This is a genomic window from Streptomyces cacaoi (genome assembly GCF_006539165.1).
Taxonomy (GTDB): domain Bacteria; phylum Actinomycetota; class Actinomycetes; order Streptomycetales; family Streptomycetaceae; genus Streptomyces; species Streptomyces cacaoi.
Genome location: NZ_BJMM01000011.1, coordinates 83,226 through 108,960, shown reverse-complemented (window position 1 = coordinate 108,960; position 25,735 = coordinate 83,226). Strand labels below are relative to the sequence as shown.

25 protein-coding genes and 1 pseudogene are annotated in these 25,735 nt (G+C 73.1%); 17 read left to right on the top strand and 9 right to left on the bottom strand.

Annotated elements, in window-relative coordinates:
* Window positions 1-122: 122 nt before the first annotated feature.
* From SCA03_RS13470 to SCA03_RS13460, 3 genes are all read right to left on the bottom strand, one after another.
* On the bottom strand, window positions 123-737 hold the full coding sequence (locus SCA03_RS13470) for a dihydrofolate reductase family protein (RefSeq protein WP_086817827.1): 615 nt from the start codon (window positions 735-737) through the stop codon (window positions 123-125).
* 116 nt (window positions 738-853) lie between these two features.
* Window positions 854-2,143, bottom strand: a complete 1,290-nt coding sequence (locus SCA03_RS13465) for a radical SAM protein (protein WP_037851665.1) — start codon at window positions 2,141-2,143, stop codon at window positions 854-856.
* Between the two features lie 280 nt (window positions 2,144-2,423).
* The gene (locus SCA03_RS13460; protein WP_086817828.1) at window positions 2,424-2,627 is read right to left on the bottom strand and encodes a hypothetical protein; all 204 of its coding nucleotides are present in this window, start codon (window positions 2,625-2,627) and stop codon (window positions 2,424-2,426) included.
* Between the two features lie 375 nt (window positions 2,628-3,002).
* On the opposite strand from SCA03_RS13460, the gene SCA03_RS13455 reads away from it, so the two are divergent.
* Both SCA03_RS13455 and erm read left to right on the top strand, forming a co-directional pair.
* Entirely contained in the window at window positions 3,003-3,428 is a 426-nt protein-coding gene (locus SCA03_RS13455; RefSeq protein WP_086817829.1) for a hypothetical protein, read from the top strand.
* Window positions 3,429-4,382: 954 nt separating this feature from the next.
* A pseudogene (erm, locus tag SCA03_RS37220) lies at window positions 4,383-5,156 on the top strand (23S ribosomal RNA methyltransferase Erm); the annotation flags it as partial.
* Window positions 5,157-5,439: 283 nt separating this feature from the next.
* On the opposite strand, the gene SCA03_RS13445 reads toward erm, so the two are convergent.
* Window positions 5,440-5,868, bottom strand: a complete 429-nt coding sequence (locus SCA03_RS13445; RefSeq protein ID WP_086817830.1) for a DoxX family protein — start codon at window positions 5,866-5,868, stop codon at window positions 5,440-5,442.
* A gap of 233 nt (window positions 5,869-6,101) precedes the next feature.
* Here SCA03_RS13445 and SCA03_RS13440 point away from each other — a divergent pair, with 233 nt between their 5' ends.
* Window positions 6,102-7,055: a phosphotransferase gene (locus SCA03_RS13440; protein WP_086817832.1), complete on the top strand. Its 954-nt coding sequence runs from the start codon at window positions 6,102-6,104 to the stop codon at window positions 7,053-7,055.
* Window positions 7,056-7,315: 260 nt separating this feature from the next.
* On the opposite strand, the gene SCA03_RS13435 is transcribed toward SCA03_RS13440, so the two are convergent.
* Complete coding sequence (locus tag SCA03_RS13435) at window positions 7,316-8,818, bottom strand: sensor histidine kinase (protein ID WP_230988637.1); 1,503 nt, start codon at window positions 8,816-8,818, stop codon at window positions 7,316-7,318.
* Between the two features lie 295 nt (window positions 8,819-9,113).
* Here SCA03_RS13435 and SCA03_RS13430 point away from each other — a divergent pair, with 295 nt between their 5' ends.
* The 9 genes from SCA03_RS13430 to SCA03_RS13390 all read left to right on the top strand — a co-directional run bounded on the left by SCA03_RS13430 (window position 9,114) and on the right by SCA03_RS13390 (window position 16,295).
* Window positions 9,114-9,479 (top strand): hypothetical protein, encoded by a 366-nt coding sequence (locus SCA03_RS13430; protein ID WP_141275392.1) that lies wholly within the window; start codon window positions 9,114-9,116, stop codon window positions 9,477-9,479.
* A gap of 60 nt (window positions 9,480-9,539) precedes the next feature.
* Window positions 9,540-10,829, top strand: coding sequence for a hypothetical protein (locus SCA03_RS13425; protein ID WP_086816481.1), 1,290 nt, complete (start codon window positions 9,540-9,542; stop codon window positions 10,827-10,829).
* Window positions 10,826-11,428: a hypothetical protein gene (locus SCA03_RS13420; RefSeq protein ID WP_141275391.1), complete on the top strand. Its 603-nt coding sequence runs from the start codon at window positions 10,826-10,828 to the stop codon at window positions 11,426-11,428. The genes SCA03_RS13425 and SCA03_RS13420 overlap by 4 nt, the downstream gene beginning before the upstream one ends.
* On the top strand, window positions 11,425-12,159 hold the full coding sequence (locus SCA03_RS13415; protein WP_030880139.1) for an ABC transporter ATP-binding protein: 735 nt from the start codon (window positions 11,425-11,427) through the stop codon (window positions 12,157-12,159). Before SCA03_RS13420 ends, SCA03_RS13415 begins: the two co-directional genes overlap by 4 nt.
* 94 nt (window positions 12,160-12,253) lie before the next feature.
* Entirely contained in the window at window positions 12,254-12,760 is a 507-nt protein-coding gene (locus SCA03_RS13410; protein ID WP_030892957.1) for a hypothetical protein, read from the top strand.
* On the top strand, window positions 12,757-13,176 hold the full coding sequence (locus tag SCA03_RS13405; RefSeq protein ID WP_230988636.1) for a transcriptional regulator: 420 nt from the start codon (window positions 12,757-12,759) through the stop codon (window positions 13,174-13,176). Before SCA03_RS13410 ends, SCA03_RS13405 begins: the two co-directional genes overlap by 4 nt.
* A 146-nt stretch (window positions 13,177-13,322) precedes the next feature.
* Window positions 13,323-14,180: an ABC transporter ATP-binding protein gene (locus SCA03_RS13400; RefSeq protein WP_141275400.1), complete on the top strand. Its 858-nt coding sequence runs from the start codon at window positions 13,323-13,325 to the stop codon at window positions 14,178-14,180.
* A gap of 167 nt (window positions 14,181-14,347) precedes the next feature.
* Window positions 14,348-15,247, top strand: coding sequence for an ABC transporter permease (locus SCA03_RS13395; protein ID WP_371863933.1), 900 nt, complete (start codon window positions 14,348-14,350; stop codon window positions 15,245-15,247).
* A 388-nt stretch (window positions 15,248-15,635) separates the two neighbouring features.
* Complete coding sequence (locus tag SCA03_RS13390) at window positions 15,636-16,295, top strand: hypothetical protein (RefSeq protein WP_086818420.1); 660 nt, start codon at window positions 15,636-15,638, stop codon at window positions 16,293-16,295.
* Between the two features lie 14 nt (window positions 16,296-16,309).
* Here SCA03_RS13390 and SCA03_RS13385 read toward each other — a convergent pair whose 3' ends face one another.
* On the bottom strand, window positions 16,310-18,253 hold the full coding sequence (locus SCA03_RS13385; RefSeq protein WP_230988635.1) for a serine/threonine-protein kinase: 1,944 nt from the start codon (window positions 18,251-18,253) through the stop codon (window positions 16,310-16,312).
* Between the two features lie 327 nt (window positions 18,254-18,580).
* Here SCA03_RS13385 and SCA03_RS13380 point away from each other — a divergent pair, with 327 nt between their 5' ends.
* Entirely contained in the window at window positions 18,581-19,447 is an 867-nt protein-coding gene (locus SCA03_RS13380) for an SAM-dependent methyltransferase (protein WP_030880118.1), read from the top strand.
* 223 nt (window positions 19,448-19,670) lie between these two features.
* On the opposite strand, the gene SCA03_RS13375 is transcribed toward SCA03_RS13380, so the two are convergent.
* Window positions 19,671-20,453 carry an MBL fold metallo-hydrolase gene (locus SCA03_RS13375; protein WP_086818340.1) on the bottom strand — a complete coding sequence of 261 codons (783 nt, stop codon included), beginning with the start codon at window positions 20,451-20,453 and terminating at the stop codon, window positions 19,671-19,673.
* Between the two features lie 91 nt (window positions 20,454-20,544).
* On the opposite strand from SCA03_RS13375, the gene SCA03_RS13370 reads away from it, so the two are divergent.
* Window positions 20,545-21,144 carry a TetR family transcriptional regulator C-terminal domain-containing protein gene (locus SCA03_RS13370; RefSeq protein ID WP_030880112.1) on the top strand — a complete coding sequence of 200 codons (600 nt, stop codon included), beginning with the start codon at window positions 20,545-20,547 and terminating at the stop codon, window positions 21,142-21,144.
* Window positions 21,145-21,196: 52 nt separating this feature from the next.
* Here SCA03_RS13370 and SCA03_RS13365 read toward each other — a convergent pair whose 3' ends face one another.
* Window positions 21,197-21,961: an AraC family transcriptional regulator gene (locus SCA03_RS13365; RefSeq protein WP_030880109.1), complete on the bottom strand. Its 765-nt coding sequence runs from the start codon at window positions 21,959-21,961 to the stop codon at window positions 21,197-21,199.
* Between the two features lie 83 nt (window positions 21,962-22,044).
* On the opposite strand from SCA03_RS13365, the gene SCA03_RS13360 reads away from it, so the two are divergent.
* Window positions 22,045-22,845: a sulfite exporter TauE/SafE family protein gene (locus tag SCA03_RS13360; RefSeq protein WP_170223837.1), complete on the top strand. Its 801-nt coding sequence runs from the start codon at window positions 22,045-22,047 to the stop codon at window positions 22,843-22,845.
* Between the two features lie 71 nt (window positions 22,846-22,916).
* On the opposite strand, the gene SCA03_RS13355 is transcribed toward SCA03_RS13360, so the two are convergent.
* On the bottom strand, window positions 22,917-23,489 hold the full coding sequence (locus tag SCA03_RS13355; RefSeq protein WP_086816905.1) for a GNAT family N-acetyltransferase: 573 nt from the start codon (window positions 23,487-23,489) through the stop codon (window positions 22,917-22,919).
* Between the two features lie 335 nt (window positions 23,490-23,824).
* Between SCA03_RS13355 and SCA03_RS13350 the strand changes: the two genes are divergently transcribed.
* Both SCA03_RS13350 and SCA03_RS13345 read left to right on the top strand, forming a co-directional pair.
* The gene (locus tag SCA03_RS13350) at window positions 23,825-24,757 is read left to right on the top strand and encodes an alpha/beta fold hydrolase (protein ID WP_086816907.1); all 933 of its coding nucleotides are present in this window, start codon (window positions 23,825-23,827) and stop codon (window positions 24,755-24,757) included.
* A gap of 258 nt (window positions 24,758-25,015) precedes the next feature.
* Entirely contained in the window at window positions 25,016-25,699 is a 684-nt protein-coding gene (locus SCA03_RS13345) for a sulfotransferase family protein (RefSeq protein WP_086816909.1), read from the top strand.
* The last annotated feature ends 36 nt before the right edge of the window (window positions 25,700-25,735 follow it).

The following is a 25,735-nucleotide window of genomic DNA, read 5'->3' as shown; positions in this document are numbered from 1 at the left end:
GTGCAGCCGGCGGCGGACACCCACCGGGGCAGCACCCGCACATGACGAGCCTCAGCCGTGCAACGCCCGGAGGGCAAGCGGTATTTCCCGGCCGCGGCCGGCGGAAGAGGGCCGGCGGGCCGTCACACCGAGCCGAACACCGGCCGCCCCTCGGGCACATAGGTGTGCACGGCCACACCGGCGGGAGTGGTGTCGGACTCGACCAGGCGCAGCGCCGTGGGGACGGCGCCCTCCGGGAACAGCCGACGGCCACGGCCCAGGACGACCGGGTAGACCAGCAGCCGGTAGACGTCGATCAGGCCGTCGTGCGCCATCAGCGACCGGGCGAGCGCGCCGCTGCCGTGGATCTGGATCTCGTCGCCGGGCTGCTCCTTGAGCCGGTGGACGGCCTCGACGGTGTCCCCCTCCAGCACGGTGGTGTGCTCCCACTGCGGCTGCTGAAGCGTCGTGGAGGCGACGTACTTGGGAAGCGAGTTGAGGCGTCCGGCGACGACCGGGTCCTCCTCGGCGGACACCTGCGGCCAGTACGCCTGGAAGATCTCGTACGTCACCCGGCCCAGCAGGAAGGCGCCGGCGCGCCCGAACCAGGTGGCCACATGGCGGGCCATGCCCTCGTCGGCGTACGGCACCAGCCAGCCGCCGAGGTCGAAGCCGTCGCGCGGGTCCTCCTCCGGCCCGCCCGGCCCCTGCATCACGCCGTCGAGCGTGAGAAAGGTGGTGAGGGTCAGCTGCGCCATGGTTCTCGTCTCCTCGACAGTGTCGTGGAACCGGCTCCGGTTCCTTCTCCGAGGAAGGGACCGGAGCCGGCACGAGAACTCATCGGCGGGCGGCGAACCGCCAGCTCACAGGCGGGTCAGGAGACGGGCGAGCCCTCCTCGGGCGGCAGCGTGTCCATGAAGGAGCTGACCGAGAAGACGGCGCGGCCGGCGCCCGCCGGGCCGTACCCGGGGGGCGAGGACAGGCCGTGGCGCTGCATCGCCGCGCGGTAGGCGTCCAGCAGCCGGATGTGGTACTCCAGCGGGGCGCCGAGCGGGTTCGACTTGCCCAGCGGGGTGGTCGGCTCGGGGCACCAGGTGGTGAAGCGCGGGGTGATCCCGTGCGACATGAAGAAGTCCAGGCCCTCGGTGGTGGAGGCGATGGCCTCGTCCACCGTCCCGAAGCCGAACGGCTCGGCCATCTCCACACCGGCGACGAAGTTCGGGATGACGTTGCGGGCGCCGAAGACCTCGGCGGAGTCCAGGATCCGGCGGTGCCACTCCTCGCGGCCGACGTAGCGCTCCTTGCCGGGGCAGTACAGCTCGAACAGCCGCTTGTCCCACACCTCGAAGTTGGGGTGGTAGATGCGGATCCCGTAGTCGTGGAACCGCTGCACGTCCTCCTTGGGCAGCGCCTGCGCGACGACCTTGCCCGTCCAGCGGCCGGGGAAGCGCTCCTCGATGGCCTTCGCGTACTGGCCGTAGAAGTCGGCCTCGTCCTTGCCCTGCACCTGCGAGGTGATCGAGCCGCCGGTGAGGGTGTAGGCCCGCGAGGCGCCGAGGGTGTCGTGCTGGGAGATGATCTCCAGCGCCTCCAGCACCTCCTCGACGGGCTTCACGCCGGTGTAGGGCCGCCCCGCCGCCTTGTGCTGGCGCCAGTTGTGGTTGATGTCGCAGTACTGGCACTCCTCCTTGGCGCCGAAGTACTGGCACACCCGGAAGACGGTCAGATAGATCAGGTAGCCCCACTGGATGGTGGGCGCCACCTCCATCACGGACTTCCCGTTGGCGAGCGTGTGCCGGTAGTAGTCCGGCATGGGCGGCAGGCCGACGTCGGCGATGCGCCGCCCGTCCAGATACAGCCCGAGCGAGCCGTCCTCGCCCGCCTGCACCCGGTAGGGGGCGTCGGGGTTGACCCGGACGGAGACGACGGTGCGGCGCAGCTCGTAGGGGCCGCCGGTCAGCACGATCTCCTCCGGGGGCCGGCGCAGCGCGGCCTCGCCCAGCTCGGGGAGGGTGCGGTGGTCGAAGGAGAAGATGAAGTAGGACTTCGGCTTGACGTCGCCGTCCTCGTTGCCGCTGAGGGCCGAGTCGTCGAACGCGATCCCGCCGCGGAGCAGGTCTTCCTTGAGCACGGCCTCCCTGGGGATGTGGGGGAAGCGCTCCATCAGGTCCTCGACCAGTTCGGTGCGGCGCTCGGGGGCGCCGGTCGCCGAAGGCGCTGACGAGGCGGCCGGGGTGGACGGCGTTGACGGCAGTGGCGGCATGGGTGATCAGGCTCCTCACTTCGCGGCCCGTGGGCTCACCCGACGGTACTCCGCCACTCGGACGCACCACACACCCGCCTCGCACCGGGCGGAGGCCCTATGCCCGGAGTGTCCCCTTCGTCCTCAACTGCCTGTGGCGGCCCGCCGACCGGCAGGTGGCGGCCCGTGCCGCGCCCGGGGCTCACTCCCACACGTCCGGGCCGCCGCCGCGCCACTCGATGAGGTTCGGGTCGTCCAGCTGGATCTCCGACGGCTCCAGCCCGGCGCGGCGCAGGAACTCCACCACGTCCTCGGGCCGGTGCGCGGTCCCGAGGCTCTCGGTGTGCGCCGTGACCCGCCGTCCCCCGGACTGCGACGGCGGGTGCACCACGATCGGAGGGGTCATGTTCCCAGCGTGCGCCCGGCGCGAACCGTGTGCATCCGGTGCGCGGCGAAGCGGCCGAACCCTCCGTCGGCACCGCCCGCGCGACCCGGGATCCGGCGCGTTCGCCCCGGCCACGGACGCGCCCGCGCGCGCCGGGAGCGCCGCCTCGCGTTCGGGCGAGCGTCTATCGGGTGAAGCGCCCAGCCGCCCGGAATGTGCGCGGTGGGCCGTGGGCAATCCGGCACGTGTCCGCCGCCGGGCACGCGCCCACCCCCTCCTCCGCGTCCGGCCCGTCCGCGTGCGGACACGCACCGAAGCGCCCGGGGCCACCGGGAGCGATCGGAACAACCAGACCGACCAGACCGACCGGAACGACCGAAACGAAAGGCACACCGCATGCGCAAGCGCACCGCTCTCGCAGCCGCCGCGCTGGCCGCCACCGCGCTCCTCGCCGGAGCCGGCACGGCAGCCGCCTGCCCGGGCCACGACCACGGCGACCGCCAGGGCGCCACGGCCCCCGGGCCCCGCCCCGCCGACGACTCACTGGCCGACCGGGTGAACGCGGCCGACCGCACGGGCCAGGAGGCGCCGGGGCGGTCCACCGGAGCCCCCGTCGACGCCGAGGAGCAGGGCTCGCCCGTGGACCGGCTGGTCGCCGGAATGCTGAAGCAGGCCCGGCAGCCGTCCGACTCCCGGCAGGCCACCGCCCGGCCGCTGCACTCCACGGCCATGAGCACCCGCCCGCTGATCAGCGACCGGCCCGCCGAGCCCCAGGACACCGCGGGCCCGGCCACGGGCGAGGTCTCCCCGGACGCCGAATGAGCCGAGCGCTGGGTGCACCGAGCGCCGAGTGGGCTGAGCACCGGGTGAGCTGAGCTCCGGGTGAGCTGAGCACCGGATGAGCTGAGCAGAGACCACCGAACGGGCGCGAAGCCCGGACACGAAGGGCGCGGCCGCCGTCTTCCCCCGGCCCGCGCCCTTCGTCGTGCCCGGGCACTTCGTCAGGCCGCGCCCTTCGTCGTGCCCGGGCCCGCACCGGCGAGACCGGGGAAACCCGGTTGGCCACCCGACGCCCGCCGTCTAGGCTTCCGCCCCATGTGTGCCTCCTTCGCGGCCTGCGCGGCCTGTGCGGCCTGCGCGCCGATGACCCGGCTGCGCCGCCCCTAGCGGCGGACCCTCGCACCGAGACGTTCCGCCGCTCCAGCGCGTCCCGCGCCGGGCGGCCGGCTGGTGCTGCCCGGCTTCCCACGAAGCCGCGGAGTTCTCGTGCCCAGGCACTCTCACCACGACAAGCACAACCACAACGACAGGTACAGCGACGACAACCGGTACAGCCCTGACGACCGGCTGCCCGACCGACGGGGTCGGCGGGGCCGGCCGGAACGACGGACCCGACCGGAACGGCAGGATCAGCCGGAACGGCCGGAACTCCCGGGGCCGCAGGAGCGGCAGAAGCAGCAGGGTCAGCCGGAGCGGCAGGAACGCCCGGGGCGGCAAGGCCGGCCGGAACGGCAGGAACGGCAGCAGCGGGGGCAGCCGGAGCGGTCGGAACAGCCGGGGCAGCAGGATCGGCAGGGGCAGTCGGGGCGGCAAGAACAGCGGCATCGGCCGGATCGGCAGGGGCAGTCGGGGCAGGGGCGACGGGCGGGCCGCAGCCCCGGCCGTCGTGACAACCCGCGGCGCACACACCGCACTTCGCGTCCGCAGCCCTCCCGCGGTCCTCGCGACGAACGTCCCGGGCCCGCGTCCGCCGGGCCGCCGCCCCCGCAGCCGGGCGGCCGGCACGAGACGGGCCAGAACTTTCTCGTCGACCCGGACACCATCGGCCGGATCGTCGGACTCGTCGCCGCGACGCACGGCCCCGTCTTCGAGATCGGGACCGGCGACGGAGCCCTCACGCTGCCCCTCGAAGAACTCGGCCGCCCCCTCACCGGGATCGAGATCGACGGCCGCCGTGCGGCCCGGCTGCGGCGCACGACCGGACCGTCCACGACCGTCGTGCACGCCGACTTCCTCCGCTACGCACTGCCGCGCGCCCCGCACGTCGTCGTCGGCAACCTCCCGTTCCATCTGACGACGGCCGTGCTGCGCCGGCTGCTGCGTGCCCCCGGCTGGACCGACGCCGTGCTGCTCACCCAGTGGGAGGTCGCCCGGCGCCGGGCCGGGGTCGGCGGGGCGACGATGATGACCGCGCAGTGGTGGCCGTGGTTCACCTTCCGGCTCGTCGAGCGGGTACCGGCTGCCGCCTTCCGGCCCCGACCGGGCGTCGACGGCGGGCTGTTCACCCTGACCCGGCGCCCGGTGCCGCTCCTGGAGCCGGACGAGCGCGCCGAGTACCAGGAGTTCGTCCGGCGGATCTTCACCGGCCCCGGCCGGGGCGTCGAGGAGATCGTGGCGCGCGCGGCCCGCCGTCCGCCCCGCACGGCGCTCCGCTCCTGGCTCCGTGACCAGGGCATACGGCCGACGGCCCTGCCGGGCTCGCTCACCGCCGGCCAGTGGGCCGCGCTGCACCGCCTGGTGTCCGGCCCCGGGAGGCCGGGCGCGCGGTGAGCGTGTGCCACGAGCCGGGGGCGTGCGCCCGGGGCCGATGTCGGTGGCCGCTGCGAGACTCGTGGCATCCGTATCCGCGCTGCTGGCTGCGTGTGGACGGAAGGGAGCGGCCCCGCCAACAGCGCGGCGGGGCCGCCGCTCCCGCTGCCCCTCCCCGAGCGCACCGCAGCAGGCTCCGGAGCGCACCGCACCGCGCCACGACCGGGCGGGACCGGGCACGGACACGGGCGCGGGCGCGGGCGCGGGCAGATGGACAAGGAATCGGCAGGGGCGTGCCGAGCGGTCACACGAGGGTGAGCACCGCCGCGGAGATGTAGAGGAGCTGGAACAGGGAGCGGGGGCCCAGCGGGTCGCCCTGTGCCACGCGGCGGCGGGCCGCGGAGATGTTCGCCGGGAACAGCGCGAGCATCAGCAGGGTCAGGCACAGGGCCGCCGCCCGCTGCGTCGCCGGGATCAACAGCCCGGCCGCGCCCGCGAGTTCGAGTACGCCCGTGACCGAGACGAGGAGGCCGGGGCGGGGCATCCGGGGCGGCACCATCGCGACCAGTTGGCCCCGGGTCGCCGGATGGAAGTGTGAGACGCCGGTGACGACGAACATCAGCGCGAGGCCCACCCGCAGGGCCTCCTGCCAGCCGTGCAGCGCGTCCACACCGGCCACGCCCGCCAGCAGTGCGCCGACGAATCCGACGACGAGTGCGATCAGGGGTTCCATTCCGGTCTCCGGTCCGCCGCCCGCCGGGCCCGGAGCCGCCTCCGGGCGGTGCCGCCGTCCACCCGGGGCCCCACTCCACGGGACCACCGCCGGGGACGGCCCACCGCCCCGGCTCACCCGTCCGGGCGACACGGCCCGGCCCGCGCGGTCCCCCGTCCCGGTCGGACAGCGGCTCCGGGCGCGGCCCGGAAACGGTTTCCTGTGCTGCCGTGGGCCGTGGAACGATCGGACTCGTGACCGATTCCGCCTCCGTACCGCCACAGCAGCGTGCCCGCCGTTCCGCCGCCGTCGACGCGGCCGTCGGAGCGGGCCGCGCGCTCGGGCTCACCGTGACGGACGCCAGGGTGCTGCACGACCTGTTCTCCGTCGTCGTGCACCTGGCGCCCGCACCGGTCGTGGCCCGCGTCCCCACCGTCCTGCCGCGCTCCACCGACCCCGCCGTGCAGTCGAGCCGCCAGCGGACGGAACTGGACGTCGCACAGTGGCTCGCCGACCGCGGCACGCCCGTCCTCCCGCCCAGTCCGCTCGTGCCGAGGGAGCCGGTGCGGCGGGACGGGTTCTCGATGACGTTCTGGCAGTACGTCGAGGAGGACCGGGACAGGGAGCCCGACTACGCGGCGAACGCCGAAAGCACCGCCGGGCTGCACGCCGCGATGCGCGACTATCCGGGCCCGCTGTCGTTCCTGTCCGCTGCCGAACCGGAGTTCGTCGAGGACAGCCTCGCGCTGCTCGACGAGAGCCCCGGCCTGCTCACCCCGGCCGATGTGGACCGTGCCCGGCGCGAATGGCGCGTCCTGGCGCCCCTCGTGCGCTCCCGCGCCGCCTTCGAAGAGGCGTTCCCGGGCGTCGGCCTCCAGCCCGTCCACGGCGACTCCCCGCCCGCGAACATCTTCGCCGGTGTGGACGGGGACCGCTACGCCGACTTCGAACTGGTCACCTACGGGCCCGTCGAGTGGGACCTGGCCGCGCTCGGACCCGAACTCGAAGCCGCCTACGACCGCGGGGCGCGCCGCCACGGCATCCGCCCGCTGAACCCGGACGTCCTCCGCTTCGTGAACGCCGTCGGCATGCTGCGAGCCGTCGCCACCCTCACCCTCGCACCCCAACTGCCGGTCCTGGAGGACTACTTGCGCCCGGCCGTCGACCACTGGCGGACCCTGCCGTTCGCCGGCGGGCTGCCGGGCTGAGCACACCCGGGGCAGGGCAGGAGCGCCGGACCGAGCGTCCTGCTCCGCCCCTCTCCCGCGCGCCTGCACCGCAACCACCGGTGGTGGGCCCGTACCTGGATCCGGCCGCCGCCCGGGGAGGGCTCCGCCGTTCCCCGCCGCATACCGGGCCGACCGCACTCCGAGTGGGACGGGAGTCGCTCCTCGGGCGGGGACGGGGGCGCACTCCGGGCGGGACGGGAGCGCCGGGCAGGGGGCCGACCGGAACCGCCCGCCCCGGCCTACGCTTCCGCGCTGTCGCCGCTGTCGCCGCTGTCGCCGCTGTCGCCGCTGTCGCCGCCGCCGTCCCCGCCGGTGTCCGTTCCGGCAGCGGTGGCCGCGCCCGGTGCCGCCGGCAGCTCCGCCACCACCAGGAAGCCGCCCCCGGGACGCGGCCCCGTCTCGATGCCGCCGCCCGCCAGCCGGACGCGCTCCCGCAGGCCGATCAGCCCGTGGCCGCCACTGGGCAGCAGCGGCGTCCCGTCCGAGGCGGTGCCCCGCCCGGCGCGTTCCTCGGGCGGCGCCTCGTTGCGCACGCTGACCCGCACCGTCTCGTCGCGGTAGACCACCGCGACCTCCGTCTCGGCGCCCGGCGCGTGCTTGTGCACATTGGTGAGCGCCTCTTGAACGATCCGGTACGCGGCACGCTCGGTGCTGTCCGGCAACGACCGCGCCTGGCCGGTGGTACGTGCCTCCACGGGCAGTCCGGCGCTGCGCGAGGAGGCGATCAGCTCGGGCACCCGGGACAGCGCGGGCCGGGTGCCGCCGCTCCCGGCCGACGGGCCGGGGACCGCCTCGGTCTCGGACGGCGGCGCCGGAGCGCCCGGTTCCGCCGAGGTGGACGCGGACGTGAGCGCGGAAGCGGACGTGGAAGCGGATGCGGAGGCGGACTGTGACGCGGCGCCCGGCGCCGCTTCCGTCCCCGGTCCGGCGGCGACCCCATCCGGTGACCGGCGCTCGTCCTCGCTCTGCGGCCGGCGCAGCACGCCGATCATCTCCCGCAGTTCGTTCAGGGCCTGCCGGCCGGCGTCGGCGATGGTGTTCGACGCCTCCTTCGCCGCGGTCGGGTCCTCGGCGACGTACTGGAGCGCGTTCGCGTGCACGACCATCAGGCTCACCTGGTGGGAGACCACGTCGTGCATCTCGCCGGCGATCCGCCGCCGCTCCTCCGCCACGGCCGCGTCGGCGATCAACGTCTGCTCGCGCTCCGCCCGTTCGGCCCGGTCCACCCAGGCCCGCAGCACGGCACGGCGCTCACCCACGTACATGCCGAACAGCAGCGGTACCAGCACCACCAGCACGAAGGCGAGGCTCTGCTGGCTCAGCAGCCGCTCGGGTTGCCGCCACAGGAACCCGCTCTCCGCGAGGAGGGTGGCGAGGCTGACCACCGCCGCGAGCGCGACCACGCGCCGCTGCCGAGGGCCCCGGTAGGCGCCCTCGGCGTACAGGGCGAAGAAGACGGAGAACCCGGAGAGGTGGAAGGCGTGCGCGGCGAGGCACACCGCGAGCACCACCTCCGGCGCACGCCGCCGGGCCAGCAGCGTCAGGGCGACCACGACCCCGACCGTGAGGTTGAGCCACGGCGCGAACGGGCCGAGTCGCGGATTGTCGACGGATTCGATCACGGCGAGCCAGACCGCCACCACCGTCGTCACGACATCGCCCACCACGGGACGGCGCAGCAGCCGGCGCAGCTGTGACGGATGCGCCGTCCTGGTCTCTCCCACAAGGTTTCCCGAGGTCACCGGCCGAGCGTATACCGCACCCCACACCCCCACAGCCGACGGGTTTTCCCCGGCTTCCTCACCGGTCCCGGGTTGCTCGGATCTGCTCGCGTTCGGGGCCGCGCCCCCGGCCGACTTCGGGAGCAGATGTTCGTCAACTCAGAGTTGATCATGGTTGGTCATGCCGTATACGGTGATCGCCGATCCGGGGGGATCATCCCTTTTTATCCGGAAGTCCAACCTTCAACGAGGGGCTATGGTGCGGACCACGAGAAACAAGCGCAGATCGGCTTTCATATGTGGGGCCACCGCCTCATTGACGGTGGCCATGACGCTGCCGGCGCACGCCGCCGACATCGTCACCACGATCAGGAACTTCTCTCCCGGCATGGAATCCCGGCGCTGGAACGACTCGCAGTTCTCACAGATCACGTTCATCGGCTGCGGGCCGCGCGGTGCGCGGAGCGTCCAGGTCAAGATGCGTCAGGACAAGGCGTGGCAACCGGACCCCCACCGCGGTACCAAGACCTTCACGAAGTGCTTCCGGAACACGAACCCGGCCAGTTACAGCCGCGGGACGTGGCACAAACTCCCCAAGGGCAAGTACTACTTCCAAATCGGCTCGATCAAGGGAGCCAAGGTGGTGGACGTGTACCAGGTGCGCATCCGCCCGAAGAAGTAGGGCAACAGTCGAGGTTCTCGGCCTCGCCCCATGCCAGTTGCTCTCTGCCCGGAGAAGAGCGTGCGATTCCGTTCCCGGCTGCGCTCCAGCAGCGCCCTGTGGGCTGCACCGTTCAGCCTCGCCATACCGGTTCTCTACTACCTCACCGGTGCCAGCAGGCCCGCCCCTCCCGTTCTCGACGACGCGGCCGTCGTCATCTCCGCGCCGCTGTACTACTCGTACGCCCTTGCCTATGCCGTGACCTCGGCGTTGGCGGCGTGGGAGAGCGGGCGGCTGAAGGAGTGGGGGGTGCGTGACCGCGCGCCCGCGCGCTCACGCTTCCGTGTCGCCGCCGAGGTGCTCTGGCCGGTGACCCTGCTCGGATGGCTCGTCGTACTCGTCCCCGTGGTCATGGCACTGGTCGACCACGGGGTCCGGCCGACGGAGACGGGCCTGCGGCCCGTATGGCTCGCCCTGCTGCTGTGCGCGGCACACGCTGTCATCGGGTTCGCCGTCGGACGTCTTCTGCCGAAGGTGGTCGCCGCGCCGGTGATGGCGATCGTGGTGTGGGTCGCCGTCTCCTTCCCCGTCTCCTTCGAGACCGCATGGCCGCGGCACGTGTCCGGCGCCTTCCTGACGGACCTGATGTTCGGGGAGGCCGCCACATACCGGGCACTCCTGCCGCATCTGTTGCTGACCGGAAGCATCGCGGCCGCGCTCGCCCTCTGCTGGGTGCGGATTCCCCACGCGGTGCTGCGTACCGGACTTGTCGTCTGTCTCGCCGCAGCCGGGACCACGTCCGCGTACGCCATGACGCACTCCTGGGGCTACGACCCGCCTCTGCTGGCCGATCAAGCGCCCGAGGTCTGTTCCGGAAGCGCGCCCCGGGTGTGTGTCCCGCGGGCACTGGGCGGCGGTCTCCGGCCGGCCGACCAGGCGGTGCGGCGCGTCCTGAAGGACTTCGACGAGGCCGGCGTCCGGCTCGCGCCGCGCCTCGTCGAGGACGACGTCACACAAGGCAGGGCCGCCGGCTTCCGGCCCTCCACTCCGGACACGTGGCGGCCCTCCCTCACGGCCGGGGTGCGCGCCGGACAACCTCGCTACGTCGTCGCGATGGAAGCCGTCACCCCGCCCTGCGCCCGTCCGGGCAGGCGGCACCTGATGGCAGCACAGCTGTGGGCGGCCCGGGTCACCGGCACGGACCGCGAGCTCCGGGCCGACCTGGACCGCCGACGCCAGGGCGACCCGGAGGAAGCGGCCGTGCAGGACCGGGCAGAGGCCGAGTTCCGCGCGGCCAGAAGGCTCCCTGCCGCCTCGCAGCCCGAGTGGTACCGGCACGAGCTGCGGCTCGCATGCGGAGCGGGACGGTGAGGGGGACCGGAATCATCTGGTGGGGAAAAGCCCGTCGGCTGTGGGCACTTGTGCCCGCGCTGGCGGCCTTCACCGCACTGGTCACGCTGTCCCACGCGGGCACGAGCGTTCCGCTGCTGTCCTTCCCCGCCGCGGGAACCGTGCCCGTGCCCCTGCTGCTGTTCACGCCCGTCCCGGTGGTCGCCACGCTGGTGTGGTGCCTGGACAACCGCCTTCCGGAGGCCGAAGCGAGTGCGGTGCGGTCCACAGCTGTCGCAGACACCGCCCTGGCCGTCGCGGTGTGCGCCGTGGCGTCGGGCGTCGGGGCAGCCGTCGCGCTGCTGTCCGGTTCCACGGCAGCTGTGGCGACCGGACGGGACACCGCGTTCCTGGCGGGCATCGTGCTGTGCCTGCGCCCGCCGGCCGGGCAGGCCGCAGTCCTGGCCGCTCCCGCCTGGCTGTTCGTGGTCGTCTTCTTCGGTCTGCCGTCCGCGGGGCCGCCGCCGGTCTGGACGGTCGTCGGCCACTCCGCCGCCGCCCCGATCCCGCTCACCGCCACCCTGCTCGCGTTCGTAGCCGGACTCTCCGTACTGGCCCGCTCGTCAAGGACATCCGTATGACCCTGGAACTGTCCGCCTGCACCTTCGCCTACCGCCGACAGCCCCCGGTGCTCCGCGACTTCAGCTACCAGCTGCCGAACGGCCTGACCGTACTGCTCGGGCCCAACGGGGCGGGGAAGTCGACGCTGCTGCGTCTGGCGGCGTCCGTCACCCGCCCCCGCTCGGGGACGGTGACGTACGACGGAACGCCCGCGGCCTCCCAGGCCTTTCGCCGGGCGGTCGCCCTGATGCCGCAGACGGTGACGGCCATGCGGGGCCTGACCGCACGTGAGCAGGTCGCCTACAGCGGCTGGCTCAAGGGGATGTCACGGCGGGATGCCTGGGAACAGGCTGCCGAGGCACTGGACCGTGTGGGCCTGACGGAACACGCAGGCACCAGGACCACCAAGCTCTCCGGCGGTCAGCTGCGCCGGGCCGGAGTCGCCGCGGCACTCGTGCACCGGGCGGAGGTGCTGCTCCTGGACGAGCCGACGGCAGGCATGGACCCGCATCAGCGGCGTGTGTTCCGTGACCTGCTGCAACAGGTCACGGAAGCCGGCGTACGGGTGCTGCTGTCCACGCACGACGTCTCCGACCTTGCCGAAGAGGCCGACCACGTCACCGTGCTGCGGCGCGGGAGCCTCGTCTACACCGGGACGACCGGCGGGTTCTTCGCCCACGCTCCCGAGGACACGGCACCGGGCCGTCGGGCGGAGGCCGCGTACTCCCGGCTCGCGGGGGAGGACGGCTGAGAAGCCGGGCGGCGTGCCACCGGTTCCGACTTGCCCACCCGGAAAGACGAAGGTAACTTGCCTACCAGGAAAGTGAAACGGGGAGGCGAGGTCCATGAGTACGCCGGTGGACGCCGAGCAGGCGTGGCAGGAGTTGCAGCGCATCAGGGTGCCGCAGGAGCGGGTGTACGACGAGGTCGAGCGGAACGCGTCCGGTGGCCCCGGCGCCATCTACAGCACGGGCGCGCTGATGTGGGTCTTCCTGGCCGTCCTGGGGATGGACCCGCCCCGGTGGGTGATCTGGCCGGTCCTCACCGTGTACATCGCGGTGCTCGCCGTCCTGGTCGTATGGCACAACCGCCGGAGCCGGCTGCGCCTGCACCGCTCCCGGTACACCTGGCGGACGACCGCCGTCTTCCTCGCGGCGGGAGCGCTGACGGGGGCGTCGGTCCTGCTCACCGCGCGCCTCGTCGACGGCCTGGAACCGCTGCTCGCGGGGCCGCTGCACGCCACCGTCTCGGTGGCCGCTTTCCTGCTGTTCGCCGGGCCGGCCGGCCGCTGGGCCGCCGGATCGGTGCGGGAAAGCGGCGAACCGGCGGTGCCGGGGGGTGCGGGCCGATGAGCACCCCCGCCGGTTTCGACGAACTGATCCATCCCGCCACGCGGTTGTCGGTCGTCTCGCTGCTCGCCGCCACCGAGTGGGCGGACTTCGGCTTCGTCCGCGACAGCCTCTCGCTCAGCGACTCCGCGCTGTCCAAGCAGCTGCACACCCTGGAGGAGGCCGGATATCTGGAGGTGCTCAAGGAGGGCGGCGGCCGGAAGCGGCGCACCCGGGTACGGCTGACCGACCGCGGCCGCACCGCCTTCGAGGGCCATGTGGCGGCGCTCCGGGCGATCGTCGCCGGGGCCGGGCCCACCGCGGAAGCGGGCGCGGCGGCACCGGCGGACGCCGCCGAGGCGAAGGCGGCGGCCGAGCCGGCGGCGACCGGTCCGACCGGAACGGAACGGCCACGGCACCGAGCGAAGGCAGGGCGATGAGACCGCAACCGCACACCCGCACCCTGCCCGCCTCGTCACCTCCGGCCGGCCCCTCGGCCGCACCGTTCGCCCCCGCGGACCCCGGGCACGGCTCCGCCGGTCCGGGCGCCGCCGGCCACCCGGTGGTCAGCGCCCGCGGCCTGACGATGGCGTACGGCGGTGTCGACGTCCTCCGCGGTGTCGATCTGGAGCTGTACCGCGGGGAGATCCTCGCCCTGCTGGGGCCCAACGGCGCGGGCAAGACCACCACGGTCGAGATCCTGGAGGGCTTCCGGCAGCGCTCCGGCGGGGAGGTCGGCGTCCTCGGCGCCGACCCGGCGCGGGGCGACGACACCTGGCGCGGCCGCATCGGGCTGGTCCTCCAGTCCTGGCGCGATCACCGCCGCTGGCGGGTCGCCGAACTGCTGGGGCACTTCGCGACGTACTACCCGGAGCCGCGCGATCCGGCCGAACTGCTGGCACTGGTCGGTCTCACCGGCCAGGCCGGGCAGCAGGTGGAGCGGCTGTCCGGCGGCCAGCGCCGGCGGCTGGACGTCGCGCTCGGCATCGTCGGCCGCCCCGAGCTGCTCTTCCTGGACGAGCCGACCACCGGCTTCGATCCCGAGGCCCGGCGTGAGTTCCACGTCCTGGTCGAGCGGCTGGCCCGCGAGGAAGGCGTCACCGTCCTGCTGACGACGCACGACCTGGCGGAGGCCGAGCGGCTCGCGGACCGGATCGCCATGCTGGTCGGCGGCCGGATCCGGGCCTGCGGCACCCCGTCGGAACTGGCCCGCAGGGCCGCCGCACAGGCCGAGGTCCGCTGGACGGACGAGGACGGCACGCCCCGCCGTGAACGCACGGCCGACCCCTCGCAGCTGGTCTGGGAGCTGCACCGTGCCGTGGACGGCCCGATCCCGGGCCTGGAGGTGCGCCGACCGACGCTGGAGGACACCTATCTGCACATGGTCCACCAGGAGGACGGCGGCACGGACACGGCCGCGAACGGGGAGGTGCGGACCGTATGAGGAACACACAGGCGAGCCACGGCACACCGGCGGCGGACGGCCCGGCAGCGGCGGCAGAGGCTGACGAGGCACACGAGGCGGACGCCGTGGACGCGGTGGACACGGTGAGCGCAGCGGTCGGAGCGGACGGAGCGGCAGAAGTGGCCGGAGTGGCGGGGGCGGGACCGGTGGGCGGGGGCGGTGTCCCGGGCGGGGCGGGGCCGCCGCGGCGCCGCGTTCCCGGCCCCTGGCGGACCGGCCTCCTCCGCGGCGTCATCGAACTGCGGCTCCTGCTGCGCAATCCCAAGGAGATGTCCGGCCATCTGCTCAATGTGGCCATCGCGTTGCCGATCGCCGCGTACATCAGTGGCAAGGTGCCCGGCACCAGCACCCCGATATCCCACCTGGTGATCGCGGGCTTCGCCGCCTATCTGCTGTTCCAGATCGGCCTGGTCACCCTTCCGCAGATGCTCGTGACCGAGCGGGAGGAGGGTGTCCTGCTGCGGCTGCGTGCCACGCCCCGGGGGATACCGGCCTACCTCGTCGCCAAGTGTCTGCTGATCCTCGGTATGGCGCTCGGCAACCTCGTCCTGCTGATCGGGGCCGGGGCGCTGCTGGTGGACGGGCCGTTGCCGCACGGGCCGGGGGACTGGCTGACGCTGCTGTGGGTCACCACACTCGGGCTGCTCGCGGTCGTCCCGCTGGGCGCGGCCATCGGCGCCGTGCTGCCCAACCCACGCGAGGCCCTCGCCTTGATCATGCTGCCCACGATGGGTCTGCTGGTCACCTCCGGCGCGGTCTTCCCGATCACCGCGCTGCCCACGGCCGTCCAGCAGGTGGCCTCCGCCTTCCCGCTCAAATGGATGGCCCAGGGTCTGCGTTCGGCGCTGCTGCCGGACGCCGCGCGGGCGGGCGAGCCGGCAGGGGCGTGGGAACTGCCCATGGTCGCCCTGGTGTTGACCGGTTGGGCCGTCCTGGGGTTCCTCCTCGCGATACCCCTGCTCCGCCGCGCCGCCCGCCGCGAGTCCGGCTCCCGGCTGACCGCCCGGCAGGACAAGGCGGCACAGAGCGGGGCGGCGGCCGCCTAGCCACGGCGCGCACGGCCGGAGGACTGCGCCGGTCCTCTACCTGCCGCCCTCCCGACCGCCCGCCGGCTCTCCGACTGCCCGTCGCCCTCCGACCGCCTGCCGGCTCTCCGGCTGCCTGCCGCCCTCCGACTGCCCGCCGCCCTTCCGACCGCCTGCTGCCCTCCGACCGCCCGCGGCCCCTCCGATCGCCCGCCGGCTCCCCGACCGCCCGCCGGTGCGGGGACGCCCGCCGCGCCGTCCCGCCCGGACGGGCACCCCTCCGCCACCGTTTCCCGTGCCCGCCGGAGGGGGACCCGCCGCACATGGCCCTGGAGACCGCGGGCCGGAGGCCCTGCGGAAGCGGCCCGGAGCGGGTGCCGGGGCGGATGTGGGTCGGTGGGAGGTGCGGATGGGCGGCCGGATTCCTGGCGGGGGCGCTCGGCGTCCCCGGTGGCGCTTCCACGGCTGGATCGCCGGTATGGGCACCTCGTCGGGGACGCGCATCGTGCTCGGTCACTGGGAGCGGTCACCGTTCGGCGCGTTCAGCGACGTGATGCTCGAACAGGGCGACGGGGAACGGGTGTTGTTCGCGCCGACGCAGGAGACGGCGGAGTTCATCCGGGGCACGTATCTCTTCGACACGGTGCGTGTGGTCCCGGTCGAGGTGTGCGTCGCCGGGCCGAGCTGGACGGTCGCCGCGGGCCCGCTCGATCTGCGCTTCAGTATCCGTCCCCGCGGCTTCCTCGGTCGTCTCCTGCGTGCCGTTCCCGGCCCGCTCGCCGGTCGGCCGGTGTGGAGCGCGCTGACGGACCGGCCTGCTCGGCTGCTGCTCCCCGGGGTGCGCACGCGGGGCAGCGCCGTGGCGGGCCGCCGGGAGTGGTACGGGGCGCGCGATCTTCTCCCGATCGGTGCCCTCCGGGCCTCTCTCGACGGCACCGACCTGGGCGGACCGGCACCGGTCGAGCCGCCCGTACGGTTCGGCTTCGGCTCGGTGCCCCGGGCGCCCGCGCTGACCCGCGTCACCACGACCGTGGCGGCCGTGGACGGTATGCCGCGCGGCGACCGGTAACGGACGGGCGCCGGCTACCGTTGGCCGCCGCACTGGGTCAGGTCCGGCGCGTCCGGGGCGCTCCGGCCGAGAATCGGCTTCAGATGGCGGTCGTAGAGGGTCTCGTACTGCGACTTCCCGGTGGACGGTTTCGTCATGACTCCGGACAGGGCGCGGCACACATCCCGTTTGAGGAGCCGGGTGCTCTTGTCGTCGGACCGCTTGAGGGCGACGCCGTAGCCTTCCGGGTCGCGGCTGACCCGGAGCGTCTTCCAGCCCGGATGGCTGTGGGCGTAGCCTTCCGCGATGACATCGTCCGTGGCCACCGCGTCCATCCGGGTCCTCCGGTCCTCCAGGGCGCTGATGCACTTCTCGTAGGTGCCGGGGAGGTTCTTCTTCGGGGTCAGCCGGTACTTCTTGAACCAGTCGTCGTCGTATGTCGAATTCCGGGCCGTGCAGACCTCGGACGTCGGGGAGTCCTGGAGGTCGTCGAGATCCTTGTACCGCTGGTTCTTCACCAGGAGGGCCATCATCGGGGTGTAGTAGGGCCCGACGAAGTCCACCTCCTCGTCCTTGTTGCGCTTCTCGTCGATGCTGTAGGTGGCGATGACGAGATCTACCTGGCCGGTGATCAGTTGGTCGTCGCGGTCGCCGGTGGTGACGGGGACGAACTCGACGTTCTTCTCCGGGTAGCCCATGCGTGTGCCGATCGCTTTCGCCAGATCAGGCTCGAAACCCCGGTACTTGTCGGTGGTGCCCAGCCGGACGCTGAGCCCGGGCTGATCGGTCTTGACGCCGATCTGGAGCGTGTCGTCCGTGTCCCGGTACCGCTCGCCGCCCCCTGCCGCGTCCGATGCCTCGCCCCCCTTTCCACCGGAAGTGTCCGGCCGGCCCCAGACCAGCCACGCGCCCCCGGCGAGCAACGCCGTGCACACCACCGCGACCGGCACCTTCCACCGGTCCCCGCGCCGGCGGGCCCCCTCCTCCCGGCGTCCGGCCCCGGGCGTCCGCCCGCTGCCGGGCCCCGGCGGATCCCCGGCCGTCGCCCCCGCTCCTGCCCCGGCCGTCCGCGCCGCCGTTCCCGCCCCGGCCCCGGCCCCGGCCGCGTGCCCCGGAACCGGCCCGGGCCCGGGTCCGGGACCGACCGCCGTGTCGAGAGCGAGGGAGTCCAGAGTGACGGCCTGGAGCAGCTGTTCCGCCTCGGCGGCGTCCGGGCGCCGCGCGGGATCCTTGCGCAGCAGCGCCTCGATGAGCGGGGACAGCGGCCCGGCGTACTTCATGGGCGGTACGGGCGACTCCCGTACGGCGACGAGGACTTCGAGGTCGGTGAGGCCCTCGAAGGGGCGTCGGCCCTCCACCATCTCGTACAGCGTGATGCCCAGCGCCCACAGATCGGACGCGGCGGTCGCGGCGCGCGACCCGTCCGGGGCGGGGCCGAGCAGCTCGGGCGCCAGGTACTGCGCCGTGCCGATGAGTTCGTGGGTACGGGTGACCTGGACGGCGCCCTCGAAGGTGGCGATCCCGAAGTCCATGAGGAGGGCGCGCCCGTCGGGCCGGAAGAGGATGTTGTGGGGCTTCACATCACGGTGCACCACACCCGCTTCGTGCACGGCCTTGAGTCCGCGCAGCACCTGGAGGCCGATACGCGCCGTGTGCGGCACCGTGAGCTGCTGCTGTTCGGACAACAGGTCGGCGAGCGAGCGGGAGTTGAGCAGCTCCATCACGATCCAGACCTGCTCGCCGTCCTCGATCACATCGTGCACGGCGACGACGTTCTGATGCTCGATCCTGGCGATGGCCTGCGCCTCGCGGCGGGCCCGGCTCACCCACTGCGCCCGGGTGACGGGCGCCATGCCCGGATACAGCAGGCCCTTCACCGCCACCTTGCGGTCCAGGCTCGTGTCGAGCGCCTCCCAGACCACTCCCATACCGCCCCGCCCCAGCGGTTTCTCCAGCCGGTAGCGATGAGCGATCACCATGCCCGGAACGTCCCCGGAGCCGTCCCCCGCTGTGCCGTCGCTGTGCATCCGACCCCCTGTGCGTGCTGTTGTGACGAGCAACGATAGTCGTGGGCACCGGCCATGCGGCGCGAAGTGCTCGCATGACAGCGCGAGTTGTTCGAATGCTCCGTCGTTTCCGTGCGCGGCTCCGCCCTTCCCGAGCCCCCGATCGGCCCGAACAAGAGTTCTCGGGGCGCCACTTGGGGACGCCGAGAGGCGAACCAGCGGCAGGTGCCCGAGACTTGTCACATCGGCGGGGTCGTGGTCGGGTGCGGTGTGCAGGGCAGGAGGACGGAGGGCAGGGGCATGGAGAGCGGCGAGGATCCGCTGGGGCAGCAGCGGCCGCACTCGGCGCGCATGTACGACTTCTATCTGGGTGGCCGTACCAACTATCCGAGCGACCGCCGCGCAGCGGCGAAAGCGCTCACCGCCTACCCCAACGCGATGATCGCCTCCCGGCTCAACCGGGCCTTCATGCACCGCGCGACGCGGTACGCCGCCGAGACCGCCGGAATACGCCAGTTCCTCGACATCGGGACGGGCATCCCCACGCAGCCGAACCTGCATCAGGTCGCACAGATGTACCGCCCCGACGCGCGCGTGGTCTATGTCGACAACGACCCGATCGTCCTGAACTTCGCCCGCGCCCTGCTCACCGGCACGGCGCAGGGGCGCACGGACTACATCGAGGCCGATGTCCGCGAGCCGGAGACGATCCTCGAACGGGCCCGGCGCACCCTGGACTTCAGCGAACCGGTCGCCGTCAGCCTCGTCGCGCTGCTGCATTTCGTCGTCGACGCCGAGGAGTCCTACGGCATCGTCCGCTCCCTGCTGGGCCCGCTGGCCCCCGGCAGCCTGCTCGCGCTCAGCCACATCACGGGTGAACACGACGCAGGTGAACACGACGACGGCGCGGAGGGCGAGGGGGTCGTCGAGGAGGGCATGGCGGCCGTCGCGCGCGTCTACGAGAAGGCCGGTATGCCGTTGCGGCTGGCGTCCCGGGACGAGGTGGGGCGGTTCTTCGAGGGCCTGGAGCCGGTCGAGCCGTTCCTGGTGCCTTCCTGCGACTGGCGCCCGGACCTCGCGCTGGACACCGACCTGCCGACCCTGCCCGGCATGATCTCCCCGGCGGAGACGGGCGTGTGGGTCGGCGTCGCACACAAGCGCGACTGAACCCGAGCGCCCCCTGTGCGGCGCGACCGGCCCCGGTCGGCACGGCGGATTCCCGTTCGGAAGAGGCCCTGCTCGGGAAGCGGGGTCCTGCTCGGGAAGCGGGGTCCTGCTCGGGAAGCGGGGCCCCGCTCGGGAAGCGGGGCCCCGCTTGGGAGGCGAGGCCCCGCTCGGGAGGCGAGGCCCCGCTCAGAAGGGAAGGCCCTGCCGGAGGGCGAGGTTTCGTTCAGGAGGTGAGGTCCAGCCAGGTGCCGACGGGCAGTATGCGGGCGCGCTGTCCGGCGTGTGTGCGGAACTCCTTCTCCGGGTCGGGGACTTCGGCGTAGCCGGGGATCTTGTCCGGCTGTTCGGGCTCGTAGTGCACCGGCACGGCGTACCGGGCGTCGAGGATCTCCGCGGCCGCCGCGGCCTGCCACGGGTCCAGTGCGGCGGGCAGGGGGCTCGGCGGCTGGAGGTGCGGTGCGTCGACCACCGCGCCGTTGGCGGGCAGGAACACCGCGTCGAACGGGCTGAACCGGCGCGCGATGAGCCACCAGGAGCCGTGGAACATCGTGTCGCCGCCGTGCAGGATCCGCTGTCCGTCGGCCTCCACCACCCAGTTCACCTGGGGGTCGCCCAGCCCGTCGACGGCGGGCACGGCGGTGGCGCGGAACGGCCCGAGTTCGCGGCTCTCCCAGACGTCGACGATCTCGGTGGCCAACTGGTGCCGGGTCAGTTCGCGTTCGACGGGCTGTGTGAGGACGTTGTCCGCGTCGTCGCCGTGGCCGGGGGCCGGGCGCAGTACCGGCGCTCCCGGCGTCAGGACGTCCGCGAGCGCGGAGGCGTCGGTGTGGTCGCGGTGGAGGTGGGTGACGAGTGCGGCGTCGGCCTTGCCGCTCGGTGACGTCAGGCCCGTGCCGGGCTTCCAGCCCGTGAACAGCGGTGTCAGGTCCTGCACCAGGTCGATCACCAGCCGCCGGCCGTCTGCCTCGACCTCGACTCCGGCCCAGCCCAGTCGTCGTACACGCATGTCGCACTCCTTCGTTCGGTGAGTGCCACGGAACTTAGCGCACGGTCGTTCTCTAAAGCAATAGCGAACGGTCGTGCGCTATGCTTGGCGCATGTCACCACGACGCTCAGCGGCCGAAGCGCGGGCCACCCGGAGCCGGATCCTGGGCCGTGCGGCCGAGATCGCCTCCGAGGAGGGGCTGGACGGGATCACCATCGGACGGCTCGCGGATGAGCTGGAGATGAGCAAGTCCGGGGTGCACAAGCACTTCGGCACCAAGGAGACGCTCCAGATCTCCACGCTGGACAAGGCGTTCGTGGACTTCTGGCACCGGGTGGTCGAGCCCGCGCTGGCCGAGCCGCCCGGCCTGCGACGGCTGAACGCCGTGTGCGCCAACTCCGTGGACTATCTGGAGAAACCCCTCCTGCCCGGCGGCTGTCTGATGACCGCGGCGCTCTCCGAGTACGACGGCCGCCCCGGCCGGGTCCGCGACGCGGTCGCCGAAGTCTGGTCGCGCTGGCGGGGACAGCTGCGGACCGACCTGACCGCGGCGGTGGAGAACGGCGAGCTGCGTGCCGGATTCGACGTCGACCAGGCGCTGTTCGAGATCGTCGCCGCCGGACTGGCCCTGAACGCGGCCATGCAGCTCCAGCACGACCGGGCGGCCGTGCACCGGGCCCGCCGCGCGCTCGCACGCGCCCTGGAGCAGTGACCGCGCTTCCGCCGCGCCCCGCGGCGGGCACGCGCCGCGCGGCGGGCAGGGTTCAGCCCCCGCGCGTGAACGCGGAGGGCGGGGTGTGGAAGGTGCGGGTGAAGGCGGCGGTGAAGGCGGCCGGGGACGCGTAGCCGAGGTGGGCCGCGACCTGGGTGACGGTCATGGTCTGGAGCAGGGGCAGGCCGGCGAGCAGCCGGGCCTTGGCGCGCCAGGCCGCGGGGCTGCTGCCGGTCTCGGCCCGGAAGTGCCGGTCGAGGGACCGGGTGCTCGTGGCGGCGGTGCGCGCCCAGTCGTCGTTGGTCACGGACACGTCGGGGGCGGCCAGATAGGCGCGGCACAGCGAGCGGTAGGGCTCGTTCCGCGGCAGGGAGATCGCGGTGGGGAGCGGGCTGAGCCGGCGGAGTTCGTACAGCGCGAGACGGGTGACGGCGCCGTCCCGCCCGTCCACGTCGTAGTCGGCGGGGAGTTCGTTGGCCGCGCGCAGCAGTTCGCGCAGCAGCGGGCCGATGTCGACGACGGTGCAGCGGGCCGGCCACCACGGCACGGCGTCGGGCTCGATGTACAGGCTCCAGGTCGAGACGGAGAGCATGTGCACCTCGTGTGCGGTGCCGGGCGGGATCAGTACGGCGCGGTCGGTGGGCACGGTCCAGGAGCCGTCGTCGGTCTCGACCAGCATGGTGCCGCTGGCGCCGTACAGCAGCTGTGCGCGGCGGTGGCTGTGGCGGGGCAGCAGATAGCCGGGGGGATAGTCCGTGCCGATGGGGAGCACGTCGACGGGGAGGTGGTCGACGTCGTCCAGCGAGACGTTGCGCATGCGCCCAGGGTATGGCGAACTCTCGAAAGGATTCGTCAGAGGCTCGCTTGTCCGCCATGGGGCTGGTGACCTGGGATGGAGGAGTGAGTGTTGTTCTTCTTCTCGTGGTCGGTCTGGCCGTCGGTGTGACGACCGTGCTGTTCGGTTTCGGCGGCGGGTTCGTCACCGTCCCGGTGATCGCCGTGGTCGACATCGCGCTCGGCGGTGACGCGCTGCGCGTCGCGACGGCGACGTCCGCGCTGGTGATGCTGGTGAACGCGGTCGTCGCGACCACGGCGACGCGGCGGGACGTGCTGGCGAGGCTCCGGGGGCGGCGGGTGCTGTTCGTCCTGCTCGGCGTGGGCGGGGCGATCGGCGCCCTGGGCGCACGGTTCGCCCCGGACCTGCTGCTGCGCTGGGGGTTCGTCGCCTACGTCGGTGTGACCGTGCTGGATCTGCTGCTGCGTCCCGGTTTTGTCCGAGCGGCCGGGGCCGGTGCGGAGCGGGGGGCGTCCCCGGGCGGTGCGTGGGGGGACTGGGTCGGCGGGCCGATCGGCACCATCGCCGCGTTCTTCGGCGTCGGCGGCAGCGTGATGACCGTCCCGATGATGCGGCGCAGCGGGCTCAGCATGACCGTCGCCACCTCCCTCGCGAACCCGCTGACCGTCGCGATCGCCGCCCCGGCGCTGGCCGTCTCGCTGCTCTCCCGCGGCGGCATGGCGTCCTCGTCCGCCGGCCTCGTCGGCTCCGTGGACGTCGTCTCGGCCCTTGCGCTGATGGTGGGCGCGATCCCGGTCATCGTCGTGCTGCGCAGAAATCCGCCCCGCATCCCCGACGCGCTGCACGCCTGGACGTACATCGCCCTGCTCGTGGCCGCCGCGACCACGGTCGCCATCACGGGCTGAGCGGGCCACGCCGCCCGCCCGGACCGGCCTCGCGCTTCCGGCCGGGCGGGCCGCCGTGCCCTGCATCTGCGCTACCCGGTCCGGCGTCCGTCCCGCTCCTGCTCCGGCGTGGCCGGCCGGTCGACGCGGTAGAGGTAGTGGGCGCGGTCGTCGACGGGGTTGTCCGGCTCCAGGTCGCCCTCGGCGATCCGGCGCAGTCCGGCCTTCTCCAGCGCGCGCCAGGATGCCCGGTTGGCCGCCGGCACCGGCACCAGGACGCAGGGGGCGCCGGGATGGTCGTGCCAGGTCGCCCGCACCACCGACCGGATCATCCGCGGGCCGAGCCCTCGGCCGACCCGTTCCGGGTCACCGATCAGGTAGTCGACGGTCATCGCACCGGCGGGAACCTCGGTCAGGACGGCGAGTTCGGCCAGATACGCCGGGTAGTCGGACAGCCGGCAACGCTGGACCAGGCCGAGGGGGCTGCTGCCGAGGTGGACGAGGAGGTCCTCCGAGGGCTCCTCGCCCCTGGCGGCGGGGCCGAAGTCCCGTGCCACCGCCTCCGCCGAGGTCTCGTGGTTCCACCAGCGGGCCACGTGCGGCTGCTCCAGCCAGGACTTCAGCAGCGGGAAGTCGTGCTCGGCGAGCCGACGCCAGGTCATCACCGGGAGCCTCCTGGGCGGAAGTGGAGCAGGGACCCGAAAGCCTTGCGGTCACGGGCCCGGACGGCAAGGGGAATGCGGGTTCTCCGGGCACGCGGCTGGAGGGGCAGCGAGGGCTCCGGGCGCCGAGCGCCGGTCTCCGTCGCCCCCCTGGCGTCCCCGGATCGATCGGCCGACTTATCTTTGACCGATCGATCCAGGATGGCTAGCGTGTAGGCAGTACGCACGCACACGGGCGCCGCTCTCCCGGTGTCCACCGCGCTCGCGCGCCCCGCCCGGCCGGCACACCGGACCGGCCCCACCGATACCGACGGACCCGACAGCGACGGAGGAGAACCATGACCGAGCCGGGAACCACCGCCCACGCCCCCGACAACCCGGTCCGCGATCTGCCACTGCACGACCTGGCCGGCTTCACCCACCGCTGGGTCGACGCGGACGGTGTCCGCCTGCACGCGGTCGAGGGCGGCCGGCCCGACGGCCCGGCCGTCGTGCTGCTCGCCGGCTTCCCCCAGACCTGGTGGGCATGGCGGAAGGTGATGCCCGGCCTGGCCGACCGCTTCCACGTCGTCGCGATCGACCTGCCGGGCCAGGGCCACTCCGAACGCCCCGACGGCAGCTACGACACGCACACGGTCGCCGCATACGTCCACGCCGCGGTGCGGGCGCTCGGAGTGCCGACGTACTGGCTGGTCGCCCACGACATCGGTGCCTGGGTCGCCTTCTCCCTCGCCCTGAAGTACGAGAGCCGGCTGCACGGTCTCGCCCTGCTCGACGCCGGCATTCCGGGCATCACCCTCCCCGACGCCGTCCCCACCGATCCGCAGGCGGCCTGGAAGACCTGGCATTTCGTCTTCCACCTCGTGCCCGACCTGCCCGAAACACTGCTCACGGGCCGGGAACGCGAGTACGTCGGCTGGTTCCTGGACGCCAAGGCCCTCGCGCCCGGCACCTTCGACGACGCCGAGACCGGGCACTACGCCGCGGCCCTCGCCGCCGACGGCGGACTCCCCGCCTGCCTGGCCTACTACCGGCACGCCGCCGCGTCCGCGCAGAAGAACCACGAGGCCCTGGAACAGCGCCACTTGACGGTGCCGGTCCTCGGGATCTCCAGCAGCCACGGATCCATCCCCGACATGGCGGCCTCCCTCAGCCCGTGGGCCGACAACGTCACCGGGACCGTCGTGCCGGACGCGGGCCACTTCATCCCGGACGAACACCCCGACGCCGTCACCGCCGCGCTGTCCAATTTCCTCAACGGAAGCGACTGACCCGGAAGCCCGACAGCCCCGGCGGCCCCGTCAGCCCCGACAGCCCCGGAGACCCCGGGAATCCCGGTGACCCCGACAGCGGCTCCGCCCGCCGTCTCCCACGGGTTGCGGACGCCGCCGACCGCGTGTGATTCCGGCCGCGGGACGGTGGCCGGAGCGGTACGGGAGCCAGGTCAGGCGGCCTTCTCGCCCCGTCCTCTGCGACGTAGTGTCCAGTTCGCACGCGGAAGTGTCACCGTATGGGAGGGGACGACGAGCATGGACGTGATTGGCGCCGGATACGGCCGCACCGGCACGTTGTCGATGCAAGCAGCACTCAAGAGGCTCGGTTTCGACCCCTGTCACCACATGGCCGAAGTGATCACGAACCCACGGCAGATGCCGCTGTGGCAGGAGGCGCTCGCCCAGGACCCCGTGGATGTGCGGCGGGTCTTCGAGGGCTACCGGGCGACGGTCGACTTCCCCGGCTGCGTCTTCTGGCGCGAGCTGATGGAGGCGTGGCCGGAAGCCAAGGTCGTGCTGACCGTGCGGGACCCGCACCGGTGGTACGAGAGCACCCAGCGCACGATCTTCAGCGAGAACCGCCCCCGGCCCCAGGGCGACGACCCGGAAGCCGTCGCCTTCCACCGGTTCCTGACCGAGGAACTGCTGCCCCGCGTCATGGACGTCGGCAGCGACCGGCTGCTGAGCGAGATGGACGAGCGCGAGGCCGTCGAGACCTTCAACCGGCACATCGAGGAAGTGAAGGCCACCGTGCCGGCCGAACGGCTGCTGGTCTTCCAAGTGAGCGAGGGATGGGAGCCGTTGTGCGAATTCCTCGACGTGCCGGTACCCGACGAGGAGTTCCCCCGCATCAACGAGGCCGCCGGCTTCCAGGAGCTCACCCGGCAGCTGCTCGCCGAACGGCAGCGGGCGCTCGCCGCGGCACACGACCCGAGCTGACGGGCCCACCGCGGGCAAGGCGGTGACCAAACCCCT